The sequence below is a fragment of the Variovorax boronicumulans genome (assembly GCF_009811375.1).
GTDB classification, from domain to species: Bacteria; Pseudomonadota; Gammaproteobacteria; order Burkholderiales; family Burkholderiaceae_C; genus Variovorax; species Variovorax boronicumulans.
This window is the reverse complement of sequence record NZ_BKDH01000003.1, coordinates 255,688-276,851: the sequence shown is the minus strand read 5'-3', so window position 1 is coordinate 276,851 and position 21,164 is coordinate 255,688. Positions and strand designations below refer to the sequence as shown.

Annotated in this window: 19 protein-coding genes; 12 read left to right on the top strand and 7 right to left on the bottom strand. The window is 69.2% G+C overall.

Annotated elements, in window-relative coordinates:
• The first annotated feature begins 122 nt into the window (after nucleotides 1-122).
• From gtdA to VHAB30_RS23895, 12 genes are all read left to right on the top strand, one after another.
• Nucleotides 123-1,205 carry a gentisate 1,2-dioxygenase gene (gene gtdA, locus VHAB30_RS23950; RefSeq protein ID WP_095950736.1) on the top strand — a complete coding sequence of 361 codons (1,083 nt, stop codon included), beginning with the start codon at nucleotides 123-125 and terminating at the stop codon, nucleotides 1,203-1,205.
• A 69-nt stretch (nucleotides 1,206-1,274) separates the two neighbouring features.
• Complete coding sequence (locus tag VHAB30_RS23945) at nucleotides 1,275-1,979, top strand: fumarylacetoacetate hydrolase family protein (RefSeq protein WP_159278820.1); 705 nt, start codon at nucleotides 1,275-1,277, stop codon at nucleotides 1,977-1,979.
• 16 nt (nucleotides 1,980-1,995) lie between these two features.
• Nucleotides 1,996-3,210 carry a 3-hydroxybenzoate 6-monooxygenase gene (locus VHAB30_RS23940; protein ID WP_159278819.1) on the top strand — a complete coding sequence of 405 codons (1,215 nt, stop codon included), beginning with the start codon at nucleotides 1,996-1,998 and terminating at the stop codon, nucleotides 3,208-3,210.
• A gap of 55 nt (nucleotides 3,211-3,265) precedes the next feature.
• Nucleotides 3,266-4,246 carry a Bug family tripartite tricarboxylate transporter substrate binding protein gene (locus VHAB30_RS23935; protein WP_159278818.1) on the top strand — a complete coding sequence of 327 codons (981 nt, stop codon included), beginning with the start codon at nucleotides 3,266-3,268 and terminating at the stop codon, nucleotides 4,244-4,246.
• Nucleotides 4,247-4,331: 85 nt separating this feature from the next.
• A complete protein-coding gene (locus VHAB30_RS23930) occupies nucleotides 4,332-5,309 on the top strand; it encodes a Bug family tripartite tricarboxylate transporter substrate binding protein (RefSeq protein ID WP_062476081.1) in 978 nt (325 codons plus the stop codon).
• On the top strand, nucleotides 5,309-6,670 hold the full coding sequence (locus VHAB30_RS23925) for an FAD-dependent oxidoreductase (RefSeq protein ID WP_062476078.1): 1,362 nt from the start codon (nucleotides 5,309-5,311) through the stop codon (nucleotides 6,668-6,670). The genes VHAB30_RS23930 and VHAB30_RS23925 overlap by 1 nt, the downstream gene beginning before the upstream one ends.
• A 54-nt stretch (nucleotides 6,671-6,724) precedes the next feature.
• The gene (locus VHAB30_RS23920) at nucleotides 6,725-7,420 is read left to right on the top strand and encodes a hypothetical protein (RefSeq protein ID WP_235926906.1); all 696 of its coding nucleotides are present in this window, start codon (nucleotides 6,725-6,727) and stop codon (nucleotides 7,418-7,420) included.
• Nucleotides 7,421-7,515: 95 nt separating this feature from the next.
• Nucleotides 7,516-8,430, top strand: a complete 915-nt coding sequence (locus tag VHAB30_RS23915) for an acyl-CoA thioesterase (RefSeq protein ID WP_062476073.1) — start codon at nucleotides 7,516-7,518, stop codon at nucleotides 8,428-8,430.
• A gap of 51 nt (nucleotides 8,431-8,481) precedes the next feature.
• Complete coding sequence (locus VHAB30_RS23910) at nucleotides 8,482-9,090, top strand: glutathione S-transferase (protein ID WP_159273557.1); 609 nt, start codon at nucleotides 8,482-8,484, stop codon at nucleotides 9,088-9,090.
• 3 nt (nucleotides 9,091-9,093) lie between these two features.
• Nucleotides 9,094-9,732 carry an SMI1/KNR4 family protein gene (locus VHAB30_RS23905; protein WP_159278817.1) on the top strand — a complete coding sequence of 213 codons (639 nt, stop codon included), beginning with the start codon at nucleotides 9,094-9,096 and terminating at the stop codon, nucleotides 9,730-9,732.
• Between the two features lie 33 nt (nucleotides 9,733-9,765).
• On the top strand, nucleotides 9,766-10,470 hold the full coding sequence (locus tag VHAB30_RS23900; protein ID WP_159278816.1) for an SDR family oxidoreductase: 705 nt from the start codon (nucleotides 9,766-9,768) through the stop codon (nucleotides 10,468-10,470).
• A gap of 17 nt (nucleotides 10,471-10,487) precedes the next feature.
• On the top strand, nucleotides 10,488-11,096 hold the full coding sequence (locus VHAB30_RS23895; RefSeq protein WP_159278815.1) for a class I SAM-dependent methyltransferase: 609 nt from the start codon (nucleotides 10,488-10,490) through the stop codon (nucleotides 11,094-11,096).
• Nucleotides 11,097-11,115: 19 nt separating this feature from the next.
• On the opposite strand, the gene VHAB30_RS23890 is transcribed toward VHAB30_RS23895, so the two are convergent.
• The 7 genes from VHAB30_RS23890 to VHAB30_RS23860 all read right to left on the bottom strand — a co-directional run bounded on the left by VHAB30_RS23890 (nucleotide 11,116) and on the right by VHAB30_RS23860 (nucleotide 20,985).
• Nucleotides 11,116-11,844, bottom strand: a complete 729-nt coding sequence (locus VHAB30_RS23890) for an ABC transporter ATP-binding protein (RefSeq protein ID WP_062476058.1) — start codon at nucleotides 11,842-11,844, stop codon at nucleotides 11,116-11,118.
• The gene (locus VHAB30_RS23885; RefSeq protein WP_062476055.1) at nucleotides 11,841-12,596 is read right to left on the bottom strand and encodes an ABC transporter ATP-binding protein; all 756 of its coding nucleotides are present in this window, start codon (nucleotides 12,594-12,596) and stop codon (nucleotides 11,841-11,843) included. The genes VHAB30_RS23890 and VHAB30_RS23885 overlap by 4 nt, the downstream gene beginning before the upstream one ends.
• Nucleotides 12,593-13,582: a branched-chain amino acid ABC transporter permease gene (locus VHAB30_RS23880; protein ID WP_062476052.1), complete on the bottom strand. Its 990-nt coding sequence runs from the start codon at nucleotides 13,580-13,582 to the stop codon at nucleotides 12,593-12,595. Before VHAB30_RS23880 ends, VHAB30_RS23885 begins: the two co-directional genes overlap by 4 nt.
• Nucleotides 13,579-14,499: a branched-chain amino acid ABC transporter permease gene (locus VHAB30_RS23875; protein ID WP_062476050.1), complete on the bottom strand. Its 921-nt coding sequence runs from the start codon at nucleotides 14,497-14,499 to the stop codon at nucleotides 13,579-13,581. The genes VHAB30_RS23880 and VHAB30_RS23875 overlap by 4 nt, the downstream gene beginning before the upstream one ends.
• Before the next feature lie 16 nt (nucleotides 14,500-14,515).
• Nucleotides 14,516-15,721 (bottom strand): ABC transporter substrate-binding protein, encoded by a 1,206-nt coding sequence (locus tag VHAB30_RS23870; RefSeq protein ID WP_159278814.1) that lies wholly within the window; start codon nucleotides 15,719-15,721, stop codon nucleotides 14,516-14,518.
• A gap of 157 nt (nucleotides 15,722-15,878) precedes the next feature.
• Nucleotides 15,879-16,118, bottom strand: coding sequence for a F0F1 ATP synthase subunit C (gene atpE, locus VHAB30_RS23865; protein ID WP_062476044.1), 240 nt, complete (start codon nucleotides 16,116-16,118; stop codon nucleotides 15,879-15,881).
• 145 nt (nucleotides 16,119-16,263) lie between these two features.
• Nucleotides 16,264-20,985 carry an RICIN domain-containing protein gene (locus VHAB30_RS23860; RefSeq protein ID WP_159278813.1) on the bottom strand — a complete coding sequence of 1,574 codons (4,722 nt, stop codon included), beginning with the start codon at nucleotides 20,983-20,985 and terminating at the stop codon, nucleotides 16,264-16,266.
• Nucleotides 20,986-21,164 lie beyond the last annotated feature (179 nt).

Below are 21,164 nucleotides of genomic sequence, written 5' to 3'. Positions count from 1 at the left end.
CGGGACGGAGCCCTGAAGGCGAAAGGCACCATTATCGAAATTTCGAATTCCGTGTATTGGCACGCGGTCTTGAGGAAATAGTGGTGCGGGTCAACAATGCCGCCAACGGAGACACCGACCCCATGAACCCCGCTTCTTCCCATGCCGCCAGCGCACCGGCCAACGCCGCCGAGCGCCGCGACTACTACGCCCGCATCCGTCCGCTCAACCTCTCGCCGCTGTGGGAGTCGCTGCACGTGCTGGTGCCGCGCGAACCCAAGAGCCCGTGCGTGCCCGCGCTGTGGCGCTACGACGAGATCCGCCCGCTGCTCATGGAATCGGCCGACCTCATCACCGCCGAAGAGGCCGTGCGCCGCGTGCTGGTGCTCGAAAACCCGGCGTTGCCCGGCAACGCGTCGATCACGCAGTCGATCTACGCCGGTCTGCAGCTCATCATGCCGGGCGAGGTGGCACCGTCGCACCGCCACGTGCAGTCGGCGCTGCGCTTCATCGTGGACGGCAAGGGTGCCTACACCACCGTGGGCGGCGAGCGCACGACGATGCACCCCGGCGACTTCATCATCACGCCTTCGTGGGCCTGGCACGACCATGGCAACGAAGGCATCGAAGGCGTGACCGAGCCGGTGGTCTGGCTCGACGGCCTCGACATTCCCATGCTGCGCTTCTTCGACGCCGGCTTCGCCGAGAACGACGATGCCAAGGTGCAGCACGTGGCGCGCCCCGAAGGCCACAGCCTGGCGCGCTTCGGCCACAACATGGTGCCGGTGCGGCACGACCACACCTCGGCCACCTCGCCGATCTTCAACTATCCCTACCTGCGCAGCCGCGAGGCGCTGGCGCAATTGCAGAAGCAGGAGGCGCCCGACGCCTGGCTCGGCCACAAGCTGCGCTACATCAACCCGCTGACGGGCGGCTCACCGATGCCGACCATCTCGACCCAGCTGCAGCTGCTGCCCAAGGGCTTCGCAGGCCAGGCGCACCGCGCCACCGACGGCACCGTCTACAGCGTGGTCGAAGGCCACGGCACGGCCGAAATCGCCGGCCAGCGTTTCGACTTCGGCCCGCGCGACACCTTCGTCGTGCCCTCGTGGGCGCCGCTGCGCCTGTCGTCGCCGAACGAAGACACCGTGCTCTTCAGCTTTTCCGACCGCCCCGTGCAGCAGGCCATGGGCATCCTGCGCGAAGCCTTCCTCGAAGACGCCTGAAAGCGCGGCGACCTTCTTCTTTCCTTTTCTTGTTCGTTTGATGTGCCGTCCCCCGCGGCAGGAGCTTCCATGTCCTTCGTCTTCACGCCCCCTTCCATCGTCGGCCTGCCCATCGTCGGCTCCGACCGGCAGTTCCCCGTGCGCCGCGTCTACTGCGTGGGCCGCAACTACGCCGCGCATGCGCGCGAGATGGGCTTCGACCCCGACCGCGAACCGCCGTTCTTCTTCTGCAAGCCCAACGACGACGCCTCGGTCGTGCCCGTGGCCGAAGGCGCCACCGGTGCCGTGCCGTACCCGCCGCTCACGAGCAACTACCACTACGAAGCCGAGCTGGTGGTCGCCATCGGCAAGGGTGGCAAGGACATCCCGGTCGACCAGGCCGCCAGCCACATCCACAGCTACGCCGTGGGCCTGGACATGACGCGCCGCGACCTGCAGATGAAGATGCGCGAAGCCGGCCGCCCCTGGGAGATCGGCAAGGCCTTCGACTTCTCGGCCCCCATCGCGCCGCTGCGCACGCTGGCCGACGTGGGCGAGATCAACGCCGGCGCCATCACGCTCGAGGTCGACGGCCAGGTGCGCCAGAACAGCGACATCACGCACCTGATCTGGTCGGTGAACGAGGTCATCGCCAACCTGTCGACGCTGTTCGCGCTGCAGCCCGGCGACCTGATCTTCACGGGCACGCCCGAAGGCGTGGGCGCGGTGAAGCCGGGCCAGACGATCAAGGTCAGCATCGAGCGTCTGCCCTCGCTCACGGTCCGTATCGACTGAGCGCCCCGGCCCGCGCATGACCTTCTCGAAGCATCCTCCCTCCGTGCTGCTCGTCGGCGGCGGCATCGGCGGCATGGCGGCCGCGCTCGCGCTCGCACGCCTGGGCGTGGCCATCGACCTGCTCGAACAGAGCGCCGTCATCGGCGAGATCGGCGCCGGCCTGCAGCTCGGCCCCAACGCCTTCGCCGCGCTCGACGCGCTGGGCGTGGGCGAGGCCGTGCGCCGCAGTTCGGTGTTCACCGACCGGCTCGTGATGATGGACGCGGTCGACTGCAGCGAAGTCGCCTCGGTGCCCGTCGGCGAGGCCTTCCGCGCGCGCTTCGGCAATCCGTATGCCGTGAGCCACCGCGCCGACCTGCACGGCGCGATCCACGAGGCAGTGAAGCAGCATCCGCTGATCCGCTTCCACACTTCGGCGCAGGTCGAGGCGATCGACATCGGCGCGCACGGTGTCACGGCCGTCACGCGCGACGGCCGCCGTTTCCAGGCCGACGCCATCGTCGGCTGCGACGGCGTGAAGTCGGTGGTGCGCGCCAAGCTCATCGGCGACGCGCCGCGCGTCTCGGGCCATGTGGTCTACCGCGCCGTCGTGCCCGCGGCCGACATGCCCGCCGACCTGCAATGGAACGCCCCCGTGGTCTGGGCCGGCCCCAACTGCCACCTCGTGCACTACCCGCTGCGCCACGGCGAGCAGTACAACCTGGTCGTCACCTTCCACAGCCGCGACGCCGAAGAGTGGGGCGTCACCGACGGCAGCAAAGAAGAGGTGCTGTCGTACTTCGAGGGCGTGCACGCCCGCCCGCGCCAGCTGCTTGACCGCCCGACCTCGTGGCGCCGCTGGAGCACCGCCGACCGCGACCCGGTCGAGCGCTGGAGCGACGGACCGGCGACGCTGCTGGGCGACGCGGCGCATCCCATGATGCAGTACCTCGCGCAGGGCGCCTGCATGGCGCTCGAAGACGCCGTGACGCTCGGCGAGGCCGTGAAGGCCTGCGACTTCGACATGACCGCCGCCTTCCAGCGCTACGAACAGGCCCGCATCGCACGCTGCGCGCGCGTCGTGCTGTCGGTGCGCGAGATGGGGCGGCTGTACCACGCCCAGGGCGTGGAGCGCCTCGTGCGCAACAGCCTGTGGACCGGGCGCACGCCCGAACGCTTCTACGATGCGGTCGAATGGCTGTACGCCTGGCGACCCGAGCACTGCCTGGGCGAGGCGCCCGCGCCGCGCTGACACGGTTTTTCTGCGATACCCCCACCCACGAGGCCGAAGGCCCAGGAGACAACCCATGAACTTTCCACGCGCATTGCTGACGACCGCCGTCCTGGCCCTGACCGCCGCCTCCGGCGCCTGGGCGCAGGGCAGCGACTACCCGAGCAAGCCGGTGACGCTGATCACCCCGTTCGCGGCCGGCAGCGGCCCCGACGCGGTGCTGCGGCTCGTGTCCGACAAGCTCTCGCGTCTGTGGAACCAGCGCGTGGTGGTCGACAACCGGCCCGGTGGCGGCGGCTTCATCGCCATCGACCAGGCGCGTCGCGCCGCGCCCGACGGCTACACGCTGCTGCAGCTGGACAGCGAGCACATCGCCGCGCTGCCGCACCTGTACAAGTCGCGCAACTTCGTGACCTTGCAGCACTTCGATCCGGTCGCCTCGCTGTTCCGCACGCCCTTCTTCGTGGCCGTGGGCACCGAGTCGAAGTGGAAGACCATGGGCGACCTGATCGCCGCCGCCAAGGCCAATCCCGAGGGCGTGGTCTACGGTTCGTGGGGCGTCGGCAGCCCGGGCCACCTGGGCGCGCAGCAGCTCGAAGCGCTCACGGGCATCCGCATGCGGCACGCGCCGTACCGCGAGGTGTCGCAGCTGTATTCCAACGTGGGCACCGGCGAGGTGCCGTGGGCTTTCGCGAGCATCCCGTCGAGCCAGGGCATCTACAAGGCCGGCAAGCTGCGCTACATCGCCGTGGCCGCGCCCAAGCGCATCCCGCAGATGCCCGACGTGCCGACCATGGCCGAGGCCGGCGGCCCGGCCTCGCTGGAGGTCAACTCCTTCGTGTCGCTGCTGGCGCCCAAGGGCGTGTCGGCGGCCGTGAAGGCCAAGATCAACGCCGACGTGGCCAAGGTGATTGCGGACCCCGACATCCGCGCCCGCTTCGACACCTTCGCCTTCGAGCCGCTGGCCTGGTCGCCCGAGGAGATCGAGCGCAACGCCGAGGCCAAGTCGAAGGTGTACGGGGAGCTGGTGCGCCGGGGCAACATCAGCCTCGACTGACGAGGGTGCGCCTTGCCCAGGGCTCGGCGCGCCAGTTAAGCTGGCTCTCTTTGCATTTTTGTTTACCTTTTAACTGTCTTTTTCCATGCAAGCCACCAAGAGAGCCCTCCTGATCGCCTGCGGCCTGGCCGCCACCGCGGCGCTGCCGCTGTCCGCCAGCGCCGACACCCCCGCGTGGCCGACCAAGCCGATCCGCCTGCTGGTGGGTTTCCCGGGCGGCTCCACGCCCGACATCGCGGCGCGCACCATCGCCGAGCCGCTGTCCCGCGCGCTGGGCCAGCCGGTCGTGGTGGACAACAAGGCCGGCGCCTCGGGCAACATCGCGGCCGACCAGGTGGCCAAGGCCACCGACGACCACACGCTGGGCATCGTCATCAACGGCAACCTCACGTCGTCGAAGATGCTGTACCCCAAGCTGCCGTACGACCCGGCGAAGGACTTCACGTACCTGTCGCTCATCGCCACCGCGCCCCTGGTGCTCGTGGCGCAGAACAGCCTGCCCTCGGGCACCGCGTTCTTCGACGCCGCGCGCCAGGCCGGCGACAAGTGGAACTACGGCTCGGTGGGCGTGGGCTCGGTCGGCCACCTGGGCATGGAACTTCTCAAGAGCCGCGTGAACGGCTTCAAGCCCGAGCACGTGCCCTACCAGGGCAACCCGCAGGTTGTCACCGGCATGCTGGGCGACCAGGTGCAGATGGGCCTGATCCCGCCGGGCGTGGCCATGCCGCAGATCCGCGCCGGCAAGCTCAAGGCCGTGGGCCTCACGGGCGGACGCAGCGCGCTGGTGCCCGAGATCGCCCCGCTGGCCGATGCCGGCGTGAAGGACTTCAGCCTCGAGGTGTGGGTGGCGCTGCTCGGCCCGGCCAGCCTGTCGAAGCCCGCGCAGGCGCGCATCAGCCGCGAGATCGAGATCGTCATGAAAGACCCCGACGTGCGCCGCAAGCTCTTCGAGCAAGGCTGGCAGGCCGTGGGCACCTCGCCCGACGGCATGCGCACGCGCGTGAAGGAAGAGGCGGCGATCATGAGCAAGATCATTTCGACCCGCGGCATCAAGCTCCAGTGATGGCGACGACGCAGCAACAACACACCCTGACCGAACCGGCACGCGCACTGCCGGTGTTCGGCGACTTCGACGTGGTCGTGGTCGGCGGCGGTCCCGCCGGCATTGCCGCCGCCGTGAGCGCCGCGCGCCACGGCGCGCGCACGCTGCTGGTGGAGCGCTACGGTTTTCTCGGCGGCATGGGCACCGCGGGCGGCGTGACCAACTTCGCGGGCCTGTACGGCAAGCGCCGCGGCGAGATGACGCAGCTGGTGCGCGGCGTGGTCGACGACCTCATCGATCGCATCGCCGGCTTCAACGGCATGAACGCGCCGCAGAACGGCATGGGCGGGCGCATCTGCGTGCGCTCGTACGACACCTCGGCCTACAAGCTGGCCGCCGACCAGCTGCTCGAAGCAGCCGGCGTGCAGATGCTGTTCCACGCGTATGCCGCGGCGGTGCTGCACGACGGCGCGCGCATTGCCGCGCTGGTGGTCGAAACCAAGTCGGGCCGCCAGGCGATCCGCGCCAATGCCTTCATCGACGCCAGCGGCGACGCCGACGTGGCCGCCTTCGCGGGCGTGCCTTTCGAAGTGGGCGACGGCCACGGCAGCGGGCTGTTCCCGACCACCATGTTCCGCATCGGCCAGGTCGACGCGCCGGCCGCGCTGGAAGCGGTGGGCGAGTTCTCGGCCATCAACGGCTTCATGGCGCGCGCCGAGCAGCAGCACCCGGGCAAGTACAGCTTTCCACGCGAAGGCGCGATCCTGCGGCCCAACAAGGACCCGCGCGAATGGCGCGCCAACGTCACGCAGATCCGCAACGCCGAAGGCCGCGCGATGAACGGCGTCGATGCGCGCGAGCTCAGCGACGGCGAGCTCGAAGGCCGGCGCCAGATCGCTGCGTACTTCAAGTTCCTGCAGGCCGAGGTGCCGGGCTTCGCGCCGTCGGCCATCGTGGAGATCGCGCCGCAGGTCGGCATCCGCGAGACGCGGCGCATCCAGGGCCTGTATGCGCTGGGCCGCGAGGACATCCTCGGCTCGGCCACCTTCGACGACACCATCGGCCTGAACGCCTGGCCGATGGAAATGCACGCCGACGGCCGCATCGAGTGGGCCTTCCCGCGCGACGAAGCCAACGCCTACAACCACCTGCCGTGGCGCATGCTGGTGCCGCAGACGCTCGACAACCTGCTGGTGGCCGGGCGCTGCGCCTCGATGACGCACGAGGGCCAGTCGGCCGCGCGCGCCAGCGGCGGCTGCTTCGTCATGGGGCAGGCGGCGGGCACGGCGGCGGCCTCGCTGGGCAGCGGGCGCTTCGCGGCGATCGACGTGGCGGCGCTGCAGAAAAAGCTGCTGGCCGACGGCGTCGACTTGGACCGTTGAGCGCGGCGCGGCGCTAGAGTCCGGGGCTGGATGAACTCGAACCCCGGACACACCGTGCCTCTTTCTTCTTCGCTGTCGACCCCCGCGCGTCGGCTCTTCCTGGCGCTGGCCTGCGCCGCCTTCGGCCTGCTGCAGGTGGGCTGTGCCAGCACCCCCGAGGGCGACCCCGTCCACGGCAAGGACCGCGTGCTGAGCTTCGTCGCGGCCAAGGACGGCCGCAAGGTCGCCATCGCCGGCGAGAACTACCACTACGTGTTCGACGGCGACCCGTCCGTGGCCGCGCTGCTGCGCTGGGACGGCCGCACCAAGGTCACGCCCGCGCTCATCGGCGAACTGAAGGTGGCGCGCAACCAGAGCTTCGAAGGCCAGTACGTGCTGATGGCCTTCGACGCCGACCTGACCCCCGAAGACCGCAACTTCCTCGTCCAGACCGGCTTCGCGAAGGCCGAGGTGAAGTACGGCGACCGCACCGGACCGGTGCTGCGCTACTTCGGCACGGTCTACGGCAAGCGGTACGCGGCGGTGGCGCTGAAGTCGGCCGACACGGTCGATTTTTCGCGCCGCCAGTACCTGAAGTACGTCGAGCAGGAAACGCTCAGCGGCCCCTTCACCCAGGCCGCGCGTTCGCCGCTGGCGTACGGCGCCGACGGCGCGATGCTGCTGGGCGGCGTGCCGGTGCGCATGGTGGATGGCGGCACCGACCACGGCTGCAGCCTGCGCCTGATGCTGGACATCTGCTTCTTCAAGTAGGCCCGCCGGGCGCCGCTGACCGGGCCGCGACAGCGCGCGGGCCCGGCCTTTGCTATCGTCGTGGATTGCTTTTCTGCGCCGAATCCCTTCCCCCGATGACCCCCGAACCCGTCCTTGCCGCCCGCCTCGTTGCCGACCTCGTCGCCCTCATGCAGCTCGAACCGCTGGGCGGCGACCGCTTCCTGGCCCAGAGCGAGGACATCGGCACGCCCGCCGTCTTCGGCGGCCAGGTGCTCGGCCAGTCGCTCATGGCCGCCAGCCTCACGGTGGGCGCCGAGCGCCCGGTGCATTCGATGCACGCCTACTTCCTGCTGCCCGGCGAGCACGCGCCCATCGAGTACAGCGTCGACCGCGTGCGCGACGGCCGCAGCTTCACCACGCGCCATGTGGTGGCGCGCCAGCAGGACCGCATCATTTTCGAGATGTCGGCCTCGTTCCAGACCGTGGACGAGGGCGTCGAGCACCAGTTCCCCATGCCCGCCGTCGAAGGCCCCGAGGGCCTGACCAGCGAGCTCGACCAGCGCATCGCGCTCGGCGACCGCCTGCCCGAACCCTGGCGCTCCAAGGCCATCCAGCCGCACGGCATCGAGTACCGGCGCGTCGACCCCGAAGACCTGCTGCGGCCCGAGGTGCGCCCCACCGAGAACCAGAGCGCCATCTGGATGCGCGCCATCGCGCCGCTGCCCGACGACCTGACGGTGCACCGCGCGCTGCTGGCCTACGCCTCCGACCACGGCCTGCTGCGCGCCGCGATGCTGCCGCACGGCCTGAGCTTCATGAGCGGCCAGGTGCGCCCCGCCAGCCTGGACCACGCGATGTGGTTCCACCGCGATTTCCGTTTCGACGACTGGCTGCTCTACGTGGTCGACTCGCCCAGCGCGGGCGGCGCGCGCGGCCTGTGCCGCGGCAGCCTCTACACGCGCGACGGCCGCCTCGTGGCCTCGGCGGCGCAAGAGGGCATGCTGCGCATCCGCAAGCCGGGATCGCCGCGCACGCCGATCACGGGCTGAACGGCCTGCCTCTTCTTTCAACACCCATTCACTCATTCGATCGCTCCGGCCATGAAGATCTTCTTCTCTCCCGCGTCTCCCTTCGTGCGCAAGTGCATGGTCGTGGCCCACGAGCTGGGCGTGGCCGACCGCATCGAGAAGCTGCCCAGCGCGGCTGGACCGGTGAAGCGCGACGCCCGCATCCTGCCGACCAACCCGCTGGGCCAGGTGCCGACCTTTCTCACCGACGACGGCCAGGCGCTGTTCGACAGCCGCGTGATCTGCGAGTACCTCGACACTGCGTACGCCGGCGGCCTGTTCCCGGCCAGCGGGCCTGCGCGCTGGGCGCGCCTGACCGAGCTGTCATTGGCCGACGGCATGACCGGCGCCGCGCTGCTCGCGCGCTACGAGACCATGCTGCGCCCCGAGGCGCTGCGCTGGAGCGACTGGACCGACGGCCAGCTCGACAAGGTGCGCACCGGCCTCGAATGGCTGGAAGCGGCGGCGCCGTCGTTCGGCGATCGCGTCGACATCGGCACCATCGCCTTCGGCTGCGCGCTGGGCTACATGGACTTCCGCTTTCCCTCGGTGGACTGGCGCGCCCAGGCGCCGAACAGCGCGAAGTGGTTCGCCGTGTTCAACCACCGGCCGTCGATGCAGGCCACGTTGCCGACGGCCTGAGCGATGACGTTCGACGATCTCTCGCGCCGCACCGGCATCGAAATTCCCCCGCTGCTGCAACAGCTCCTCGCCAGCGGGCCGCCTGATCTGGTCGGCTTCCCCGACTTCGAGTGGCTGGACGCCGAGCAGGCGGCCAACGACCTCGATGAGTGGCTCGACGCCAAGTGGCAGGACGGCCGTCGCTTCCTGCCCTTTGCGCAATCGGGCGCGGGCGACGCCTACTGCCTCGTGCCGCTGGATGGCGGCGCCGTGGGCGTGGCCTTCGTGTGGCACGACGACGAGGAAAGCAGCGTCGGCCACGGCTCGTTCGCCGATTTCGTCTGCGCGAAATTCCTGGAAGCCTTTGTGGACCTGAGCTACCTCGGCGACTGGGAACTGTCCGAGCCCGAGATGGCCGAGCGCATCGCGGCCGACGTGGCCACCGTCACGGCTTTCATGGACGACACGGAAACCGCCGCCTACCTGCAGGCGCTGAGCCGGCAGCCGCTGGTGTCGCGGCCTTTCAAGACGGGCCCGCGCGCCAGGCCCGAGCAGGTGCCCTCGCTGATGCCGCAGGCCGAGTTCGAGGAAGACCTGAAGCGCTTCACCCTGCAGGACAGCGCGCCTTTCCCCGTGAAAGCGCGCTGGGACATCGAGGGGTAGGCTACGGGGTTTCATCCGAAGGAGGAACCCACCATGTCAGATCAGAAAGTAGCCATCGTCACCGCCGGCGGCAGCGGCATGGGCGCCGCGGCGGCGCGCAAGCTCGCGGACGACGGTTTTCGCGTCGCCATCCTGTCCTCGTCGGGCAAGGGCGAGGCGCTGGCGCAGGAACTCGGCGGCATCGGCGTCACCGGCTCCAACCAGTCGAACGACGACATCCAGCGCCTCGTGGACAAGGTCATGGCCGAATGGGGCCGCATCGACGTGCTCGTGAACAGCGCCGGCCACGGCCCGCGCGCGCCGATCCTGGAGATCAGCGACGACGACTGGCACCGCGGCATGGACGTCTACTTCCTGAGCGCCGTGCGCCCCGCGCGCCTCGTGGCGCCGCACATGGTGAAGCAGGGCGGCGGCGCGATCATCAACATCTCGACCTTCGCGGCCTTCGAGCCTGACCCGGTGTTCCCGACCTCGGGCGTGTTCCGCGCCGGCCTCGCGGCCTTCACCAAGCTCTTCGCCGACCAGTACGCCAAGCACAACGTGCGCATGAACAACGTGCTGCCCGGCTTCATCGACAGCCTGCCCGAGAAAGAAGTGTTCCGCGAGCGCATCCCGATGGGCCGCTACGGCCGCAGCGCCGAGATCGCCGCCACCATCGGCTTCCTGGCCTCCGAGGGCGCGGGCTACATCACCGGGCAGAACCTGCGCGTGGACGGCGGCATCACGCGCTCGGTCTGAACCCGGCCACGGCGCTCATGACCGTCCCCGCCCCGGTGCGCAAGCACATGGACCGCACCCTTGCGTCCTACGAAGCGTCCGCGCGCGACTACAACGCGATCGTCGCGGGCCACCGGCCGCCCGAGATCGAGGACGCGGTGCGCCGCATGATGCAGCGCGTGCCCGCCGGTGGCAGCGTGCTCGAGATCGGTTCCGGGTCGGGGCAGGACGCCGACTTCGTCGAATCCCTGGGCGGGGTCGTGAGGCGCACCGATGCGGTCCAGGCGTTTCTCGACCTGCAGGCCGAGCGCGGCAAGAAGGGCGAGCTGCTCAATGTCGTCACGGATGCGCTGGGCGGGCCTTACGACGCGGTCCTGGCGATGTGCGTGCTGATCCATGTCGATCGCGCGCAGATCGCGCCGGTGCTGCGCAAGGTGTTCGACGCGCTCGCGCCCGGCGGGGTTTTTCTCGCGGCCATGCGCATCGGCGAAGGCGAGACCCTCGGCGACTACCAGACCGTGTACTGGTCGAAAGACGCGTTCGCCGACGCGCTGGCGGCGGCGGGCCTTGACCTGAAATGGGACAGCCAGTGGATCGGCCGCGACGACGTGACGTGGGCCAACTTCCTGGCGTGCCGTCCGCGCTAGCGGACGAACGAGCGAAGACTCACACGCCCAGGTAGCGCGTCCACAGCGACCGGTCGGCGTCGAGCGCGGCCGAGTCGCCCTGCCACACCACACGCCCGCGTTCGAGGATCACGTGGCGGTCGGCCAGCGGCAGCAGGCGCTGCACGTACTTGTCGACCACCAGGATCGCCTCGCCCTCCGACTTCAGCGTGGCGATGCAGTGCCAGATCTCCTCGCGGATCACCGGGGCCAGGCCCTCGGTGGCTTCGTCGAGGATCAGCAGGCGCGGGTGTGTCGACAGTGCGCGCGCAATGGCCAGCATCTGCTGCTCGCCGCCCGAGAGCTGGTTGCCCGCGTTGGCCTTGCGTTCCGACAGGCGCGGAAAGAGCTTGTACAGCGCCTCCACGGTCCAACGCGGCGCGCTGCCGGGCCGGGGCCGTGCGAAGGCGCGCAGGTGCTCGTCCACGCTGAGGTTGGGGAACACGTGGCGCCCCTCGGGCACGATGGCCATGCCGCGCCGCGCGATGGCGTCGGGCCGGTGGCCGCCGATGGCTGCGCCGCAGAACTGCACGCCGCCGCGCATCGGCGCGATCGTGCCGGTCAGCACCTTCAGCAGCGTGCTCTTGCCCATGCCGTTGCGGCCCAGCAGCGCCATCACTTCGCCCGCGCCGACGCGCACGTCGATGCCGAACAGCACCTGGCTGGCGCCGTAGCCGGCCTCGATGGCGGTGGCCTCGAGCAGGGTGGATGTCGTGGTCGTCGTGCTCATGCGTGTCCTTCTGCTTCGGTGCCGAGGTACACGGCTTGCACATCGGGGTGGCCCCGCACTTCATCGGCTGTGCCGCTCATCAGCACCTTGCCCTGCACCAGCACCGTGAGCCGGTTGGCGAGGCGGAACACGGCGTCCATGTCGTGCTCGATGAGCAGGATGGCCATCGATTCGCGCAGCGATTCGATCAGATCGACCATGCGCGCCGACTCGTCGGGGCCCATGCCGGCCATCGGCTCGTCGAGCAGCAGCAGCTTGGGTTCGGCGGCCAATGCCAGCGCCACGTCGAGCGCGCGCTGCGCGCCGTGCGGCAGCGTGCCCGCGATGCGGTGGCGTTCGCTGCCCAGGCCCACGCGGTCGGCCAGCGCGTGGGCGCGGTCGACGAGGTCGCGTTCGTTCGCACGCGGTGCCAGGAAGCGCAGGCTGCTGCCCGCATGGGCCTGCGCCGCGAGCATCAGGTTGTCGTGCACCGTTTCCTTGGCGAACACGCGCGTCACCTGGAAGCAGCGCGACATGCCGGCGGCCACGCGCTGGTGGTCCTTGTAGGCCGTGATGTCCTGTCCGTCGAGCATCAGCCGGCCCGCGTCGGCCTCCAGCAGGCCGGTGATGAGGTTCACCAGCGTGGTCTTGCCCGCGCCGTTGGGACCGATGAGCGCATGCACTTCGCCGCGCTCCACCGTGAGGCTCACGTGGTCGGTCGCCAGCAGGCCGCCGAAGCGCTTGACCAACCCTTCGATTCTGAAAAGGCTCATGGCTTGGCGCTCCCTGCGGCCGTTGCAGCGGAAGCCGCTGCTGCTGCGACCGTGCGGCGTTTCGTCGACAGTGCGGCCAGGCCGCGCGGGGCCCAGAGGGCGACGGCGATCAGCAGCAGGCCCAGCGGCATGTGCCAGTGTTCGGTGTGCTGCTTGAGCGCTTCCTCGAGCACCAGCCAGACCACGGCGCCCACCGGCCCGCCCCAGCTGCGGCCCAGGCCGCCGATGACGACCATCACCACCAGCGTGGCCGACTGCGTCCAGTGCATGGTCGCCGGGCTCACGAAGCCGTTGCCGCCGGCCAGCAGCGCGCCGGCCAGCCCGGCGATCGCGCCCGCGATGGCGAAGGCGACGAGCTGCAGCCGGAACACCGGGTAGCCCAGCGCGCGCATGCGCGTCTCGTTGTCACGGATGCCCATCAGCGCATGGCCGAAGCGCGCCTGCGTGGCGCGGTGCAGCCACCACAGCGCGAGCGCGACCACCACGAGCACCACCCAGTAGAAGGTCGATTCGTTGCCCAGGTCCAGGCCCGGCAGCAGCGTGGGGCGCGACATGAGCGTGTAGCCGTCGTCGCCGCCGTACTTGCGCAGCGACACGACGACGAAGTACAGCATCTGCGCAAAAGCCAGCGTGGTCATGATGAAGTACACGCCGCGCGTGCGCAGCGCCACCGTGCCGATCAGCGCGGCCACGAGGCCCGCCACCAGCGCGGCCAGCGGCCACAGGAGCCAGGCCGACATCACGCCGGCGTCGCTGAGCGCCACCACCGTGTAGGCGCCCATGCCGATGAAGCCCGCATGCCCGAGCGCCACCATGCCGCCGAAGCCGAGGATGAAGTTCAGGCTCGCGGCGGCCAGCGCGACGACGAGCACGCGCCGCACGAAGCCGATGTAGAAGTCGAGCCCGAACAGCGGCGCGACCAGCGGAAAGGCCGCGAGCGCCACGAGGAGCAGCCCGAGGCCGAAGGTGCGTGACGAGGGTTTCATGCGCGGGCGGAGAAGAGGCCGGAGGGCCGGAAGATCAGGACGACGACCATGAGCGCGTACATCGCCACCTCGGCGAACAGCGGCCCCAGGTCGGCCGCCGTGGCGGGCGGCAGCGTGGCGCGCAGCAGCATCGGCACGAAGGCGCGGCCGATGGTGTCGACCACGCCGACCAGCAGCGCGGCCACGAAGGCACCGCGCACCGAGCCGATGCCGCCGATCACCAGCACCACCAGCGCCGGGATCAGGATGGCCTCGCCCATGCCCACCTGCACCGCGACGATCGGGCCCATGAGCGCGCCGGCCAGCGCGGCCAAAGCCGCGCCGAGCAGGAACACGCCGTTGAAGATGCGGCCCACGCGCACGCCCATCAGCTCGGCCATCGGCCGGTCGGACGCACCCGCGCGCACCCGCATGCCGATGCGCGTGTGGTTCACCAGCACGTACAGCGCCAGCGCCATCAGCAGGCCGCCCGCGAGCACCACGAGGCGGTACGAGGGGTAGGGCAGGCCGTCCATCAGCTCGACCGGGCCCGAGAGCGCGGCCGGCGTGGGCGCCATCACGGGCGAGGGGCCCCAGATCATCTTGACGATGTCGTCGGCCACCAGGATCACGCCGAAGGTGGCGAGCACCTGCGCCAGGTGGTCGCGCTTGTAGAGGCGGCGCATCAGCAGCACCTCGATGAGCAGCGCCACGACCACGGTGACGAGCACCGCCACCACGATGGCGGCGGCGAACGAGCCGGTGCGCGTGTGCGCCTCGGCCGCCACGTAGGCGCCGGCCATGAACAGCGAGCCGTGCGCCAGGTTCAGCACGTCCATGATGCCGAACACCAGCGTGAGGCCCGCCGCCAGAAGAAAGAGCATCAGGCCGTAGCCGATGCCGTTGAGCAATTGCTCGAGGACGAGGATGCCGCTCATGGAAAGACGAGCCGCATCACTTCATGTTGCACTTGGCGGCGTAGCTGTCTCCGTAGTTCGTGAGAACCGTGTTGATCAGCTTGTTCGTCACCTTGCCTTGCGCGTCCTTGCCGATCACGCGCAGGTAGAAGTTCTCGATGGGGAAGTGGTTGTTGGCGTACTTGAAGGTGCCGCGCGTCGAGGCGTAGCTGGCCTTCTTCAGGGCAGCGACCACGGCCTCGCGGTTCTGCGCATTGCCGCCCGATTGCTTCACGGCGGCGTCCATCGCGAGGATCGCGTCGTAGGCCTGCGCGGCGTACACCGACGGGTAGCGGCCGTTGTATTCCTTGCGGAAGGCGGCCACGAAGGCCTTGTTGGCGGCGTTGTCCAGGTCGTGCGCCCAGTGCGAGGTGTTGAACAGGCCGAGCATCGGCTCGCCCACGGCACCGATCACGTCCTCGTCGGCCGAGAAGCCGCTGGTCACGAGCGTGATGTCCTTGGACAGGCCCGCGCCCACGAACTGCTTGATGAAGTTGATGCCCATCGCGCCGGGCAGGAAGAAGTAGATCGAGTCGGGCTTGGCCGCGCGCAGCTGCGCGAGCTCGGCGGCGTAGTCGATCTGGCCCAGCTTGGTGTACAGCTCGTCGGCCACCTGGCCCTTGAACTGGCGCTTGAAGCCGCCCAGCGCATCCTTGCCGGCCGGGTAGTTGGGGGCGATCAGCACGATCTTCTTGAACGCGCGGTCTTGTGCGAACTTGCCGGCGGCCTCGTGGAACTGGTCGTTCTGGTAGGCGGTGCCGAAGAAGTAGGGGCTGCACTGCGCACCGGCGAACTGGCTCGGGCCGGCGTTGGCCGACAGGTAGGGCACCTTGGCGTTGAACAGCGTCGGGCCCACGGCCAGCGCCACGTTGGAGCCGATGGGGCCGCTGAAGATGTCGATCTTGTCGCGCTGGATCATGCGGTCGACCAGCTGCTTGGCCTGGTCGGGGCTGCCGGCCATGTCGGCCTGCACGAACTCCACGTCCTGCCCGCCGAGCTTGCCGTTCAGCTGCTTGATGCCCAGCGCGAAGCCGTCGCGCGCCTCGGCGCCCAACGCCGCGAAAGGCCCCGAGATATCAAGGGCCAAACCCACCTTGACCGGCGCGGCCACGGCCGACACCGAGGCCCCGAGGGCGGCGCCGCACAGCAGCAGCGAGATCAGGGTGCGCGGCAGCGCGGGCGATTTCAGGAACGTGGGGCGCATCGGGTTCTCCGGCTAGGGAAGGGTTGAGACAACTGAACTGTTGATAGTTAAATACTTTAGCCGTAAACAATTCGGTGTCAACGGTACTAGCACGAATGGTGCCAGTGAACCCCGTGACTTCCGGCACGCCGACCCCTCGCCAAAGGTTACGCAAACGTCAACCGAAGGGGCTGGCCGTCGCGAACCAGAGGCCGATGCCCGTTGCGATGATGAAGGCCCCGTCGGTCACGCCTGCGACCAGGAAGAACTTGGTCTGCAGCGTGTCGACCAGTTCGGGCTGGCGCGTCGTGCCTTCGAGGAACTTCTGGCCCACCAGCGCGATGCCGATGCACGAACCCAGTGCGGCAATGCCGATCAGCAGGGCGACGGCGAGCGGGAGGATGTTGAAGCCGGTCATGGTTTTTTCTCCTGGTTGATGAATCGATGGACCCACTGTTCCAGAACGGGTGCATCGAATCCATGACGCGGGAGGTCATGCGCCAGACGAAAAAAAGGCCGGCCGTCGAAACGGCCGGCCTGAGCTCAGGCGCGAAGCGCAGGGCTTAGGGCAGCTGTGTCCAGTTCTGGTTGTTGCCGCCGTTGCAGGTCCAGGTGATCAGCGCCGTGTCCTGCGTGGTCGAGCCGTTCGGCACGTCCAGGCACGAACCCGAGGCGCGGTTGCGCACCGTGCCGCCCACCAGGCTCCACTGCGCCGTGTTGCCCGACGAGCAGGCCACCTGCACCACCGCAGCGTTCGTGGTCGCCGTGCCGTTCTGCGCCAGGCACAGGCCGCTGTGCTCGGCGATGAACTGCACGTAGCCGCCGGTGACCGGCGTCATGGTGAACTTCTCGTTGCCCGCATTGCCGCACGGCCATTGCACCGCCGTCGCGCCGCTGGTGGTCGAGGCGCCCTTGATGTTCACGCACATCGTCGGGTTGAGGTCGGAGCGCAGCCGCGTGACCACCGCCGGGGCGGTGTCCTGCGAGCGCACGTACTCACGCAGCGCCACCACGTCGTTCGCCGGCAGGCTGGAGGCGTTGCCGTGGCCGCCCGCGAGCAGGTCCTGCAGCGTGGCCGCCTGGCCGTTGTGGAAGAACGCGGTGGTGTTCCAGGTGCCCGACAGGGTCGGCGTGTCGAAGCCCACGCCCGCCAGCGGCTGGTTGCTGCCCTTGCCCGACGAGGCCTGGATGGTGCCCACGTCGTGCCGCAGGCCGTCGCGGAAGGTGGCACCCGTGTGGCAGGTGGCGCACTGGGCCGTGTTGAACACGGTCTGTCCGCGCACCGCGTCCACGCTCAGGCTGCCGTCCGCGGCTCGCGCCGGGCTGCGCATGTACTTGTTGAGCGAACCCAGGTACACGGCCAGGTCGTCCAGCTGCGCGCTCTTGCCGGCCTTCGGGGCACCCAGCGGGGCCTGCGTGGCGGTCCAGTCGGCATTGCTCAGGAAGCCGGTGCCGCCGAACTCGTTGCGGATGTCGTTCTCGAAGTCCTGCACTTCGTCGAAGTTGGCCGTCCAGTGCAGCTTGCCGTGGCTGGTGCCGCGCCGGCCCTGCAGGCTGATGGTGCGGCGCAGGCCTTCGCCGCGCTGGGTGAAGTCCCACACCATGCCGTCGTCGCCGCCGTCCGCGTGGCAGCTGGCGCAGGAGATGTAGTTGTCCTTGCTCATGCGCCGGTCGGCCGCGTTGTAGAACACCTGCTTGCCACGCAGCGCCGCGGCCGCCATCGGCTCCTGCGCCACGGTGGCCACGTTCTGCAGGAAGATCGCCGCGTTGGTCTCGGCCGACAGCACCTTCGCCACGTCGTGCACCGACACCGAGCGCGCCAGGAAGTTGTTCACGAACAACCGCTTGCGCGCCGCGTCCAGGTACAGGCCGTGCGGGGCGCTGCTGGCGTTGATCTCGCCGCGCACCGCGCGGGTGTAGCTGTCGACGATGGCGACACGGTTGCCTTCCATCTGCGCCACGAACAGGTAGTCGCCGGCCGGCGAATACAGCGCGGCGCGCGCGGGGGCGCGGTCGTCGAAGTCGATCTGCTCGGAGAACACCTCGGCGGCGCTCTGCAGATTCACCTGCGACAGGATGGAGCGCACCGTCTGGTCGTGCGGCAGGTCCTTGCCGTCGCGGAAGCGGCCGCGCACGATGTTGTCCTTCTTTGAAGGCAGCACGGCGCGCGAGCCGTCGGGCGAGATCACCACCTGGCTCAGGTAGTTGGCCACGCCGCGCGCGCGGCTCTCGGTGTCGACGGTGGTGGTGTCCACCGGCAGCGGGATGGTCTGCAGCGCGGTCAGCGATTGCAGGTTCACCTTGTGCAGCTGGCCGCCCGTCATCTTCGACTTGAAGCGCGTGACGTAGGCCACCTGCGAGTCGGCGCTCACGGCGATGCCGCGCACGCCGCCCTCGAGCGCCAGCGCACCGGTGGTGGCGCCGTTGCTGGGGTCGAAGCTCATGAGCACCGACTTGCTTTCCAGCGTGAGCAGGCCCTTGGCGCCGTTGGGCGTGAAGGCCACGCCGTACGGGCCGCTGCCGTAGGCCAGCGGGATCGATACCGACTGCGAGCCGTCGGCGGCGTTCAGCGCCACCAGCTTGTCCTCGCCCTGCACCGCGACCCAGATGCGGCCGTCGGGGCCCACGGCCAGCGTCTTGGCCTCGTCACCCACGCGCACTTCCCACAGCTTGGCGAGGGTCTGCGCGTCGATGGCGGCCACCGTGCCGCTGTCGGGGTTCACCGAGTACACCCGGCTCGCATCGCCCACGATGTTGGTCGTGTGCGTGGGCGCGGTCGCGGTGACCGGCGCGATGACGGTCACGTTGTAGGTGTAGTAGGTCTCGCGGCCGCTGCTGTCCTTCACCGTCAGGGTCACCGTGTAGTGGCCGGGGGTGGTGTAGGTGTAGCTGGTGTTCGGCTGGTTCGAGAACGCCGTCTGCGTGCCGTTGCCGAAGTTCCAGCGGAACTGCACGCCGCTGGCGCCGAGCGTCGCGGGGTTGAAGCTCAGCTGGCCGTTGACCAGCTTGGGCCCGCCGCCCAGGCCCGGGTCGCCGATGATGGCCTGGCCGCGCAGCGTGTCCACCTCGGCCTGGCCGAGCACGCGGCCGTACACGCGCACCTCGGCCAGCGTGCCCTTGAAGAGCGCGGTGTTGCCCTGGATCTGGCCCATGACCTGGAACTTGGTCGACAGGCCCTTGGTGCCGGTCGGGCCGGTCGAGGTGGTCTTCACGCCGTCGACGTACACCGCCTGCGCGCCCGAGGCCGCGTCGCGCGTGAGCACCACGTGGTGCCAGTTGCCGTCGTTCACGGCCGCGGTGGAGGTGGTGCCGCCGTCGTTGCCCACCGAGAGCTTGATGCGCCCGCCGGTGTCCAGCCAGCCCCAGAACACGTCGTCGGTGCCGCCCGACTGGTCGCGACCGAAGATGCCGGGCGCGGTCCAGGAGTTGGCGCCGCCGGCCTGCGTGGTCTTCATGTAGAAGCTCAGCGAGGCCGTGCCACCCAGCGCGCTGGCCACGGTGTCGTTCTTCAGCGGCACGCCCGCGGTGCGGTTCGCGAAGTTCAGGCCGATGCTCTCGAACGCGTCGCCGGTGGCGGGCGTGCCGTTGTTGGCGCCGATCTGGTCGCCCAGGTTGCCCGTCAGCGGCCAGTGGTGCATCAGGTTGATGTCGCTGGCGTTGCCGGTGTTGAAGGTGGAGCGGTAGTCGGCGCCGATGGCGTTGCCCGCATAGTCCTTCACGCCGTTGGCCGGCAGGAACACCTCATAGCTGGTGCCCGGCAGCAGCGGCTGCGCGGGATGGAAGTTGACGATGCCCAGCTGCACGCTGTAGGTGCCCGCCAGCGTGTTGCCGCCCACCGGACGCACGATGAAGGTGTTGCTGTTCACGCTCTCCGGCAGGATGTTGTCGGTCATGCCCAGGCCGATGCGCGAGCTGAGGGCCTGCTGCTTCGCACCGTTGGCGGGCGAGACCTGCTTCACTTCGGGCTTGGTGGTGTCGGGGTCCACCGCGTGCACGACGAAGCCGCTGCCCGAGCCGTGGTCGTTGCCCACGAAGACGAGGTTGCCGAACATCGCGACCTGGCCGTTGTCCGAGTGCGAGAAGTTCGGGTCGTCCTCGCGCAGGATGCTGCCGCGGCCCACTTCCACGTGGTTGAGCGGGTTGCTCACGTCGACCTTGTGGATGCGGGTCTGCGCGCCTTGAATGACGTAGTTGTCCTGCGTGGCGCAATACAGCTGCTCGTCGATGACGAGCCGGTTGTCCTCGGCCACGAAGCGCGAGCGGTCGCTCAGGTCGTAGCTGTACATCTTGGCGCCGCTGCCGCGCGCGGAGGCGTGCACGCTCTTGCCGTCGAAGCAGGTCGCGTAATAGAACGGCGTGGCGCCGGCGATGGAATCGAGCACCTTGGGGTTGAGCGGGTCGGAGATGTCCAGGCTCGCGAAACCGCCGTTGCTTTCCATCGCGGTCAGCACCATGTGGTTGCCCATCGTGAAGATCGGGCCCAGGCGGAAGCCGCCGAGTTCGCCCGTGGGCACCGGGTTGGGCTTGCCGGCGCCGCGGTTGGCGACCACCGCGTTCGCGGGGTCCGTCGCGTCGACGATGAACATGCCCCGGCCGGCCGAGGCCACGTACAGGTAGGGCGCCTGCCACCACAGCTGCCAGGACACGTTCTCGTAGTCGCCCGAGTTGACGCCGGGCAGCACCAGCTTCTTCACCTGCTTGATGTCGTTGATGTCGGTGAAGTCCCAGAACTCGACGCCGTTGATGCTGGGCAGCACGACGTAGGTCTTGCCGCCGATCTTCGCGGTGCCGAAGGAATGCGTCTCGCGGAACTCCTTGGTGCGGCCGCCTGTCGCGTCATCGGGCTCGTAGATCTTCTTGACGAGCCTGATCTGGCGCGGGTTCGACACGTCGTACAGCAGGAAGCCGCCGGGGCCGAGGCCGCTGTCCGGCGCGAAGGAGGTGATGAAGTAGCCGTTGACCATGATGCCGGCGTTCATGCCGTAGTCCTTGCGGCCCGGGTACGTGGCGGGCACGTCGCGCGCCTCGTAGGCATCGCTGTGCGCCGGGTCGAGCGGGTGCGCGGCGCTGGTGATCATCGACACCGGCTTGAACAGTTCCGCCGAGGTGTAGGTGAGGTTGCCCAGGCCCGGCCCCTGCAGCGGGAGCGGGTCGGCCACGACAGCGGCAGCCGCCGTGGCCATCTTGTTGAGGGTCGTCATCGGACTGACCCCGGTGATTGCCGCATGCGTCAGCAATGTGACGCACGGCACCAGGAACGCCATCAGGAAATACCGGATCTTCATCGTCGCCTCCAGGTTGTTTGAAGTTCGCAGGGAACCCTCTTGTCCTTGGTTCTCTCGAGTCACTCGGTCGCTTGCAGGGAAAGCGCACGCGCAGGCGCGCCCCCGGCGGGCAACGCATGCGTTGTCCGCCGTCCACTTCTTCTTCTGTCTTGCTCTCCCGCTGGTTGGCGCCGGCGCCT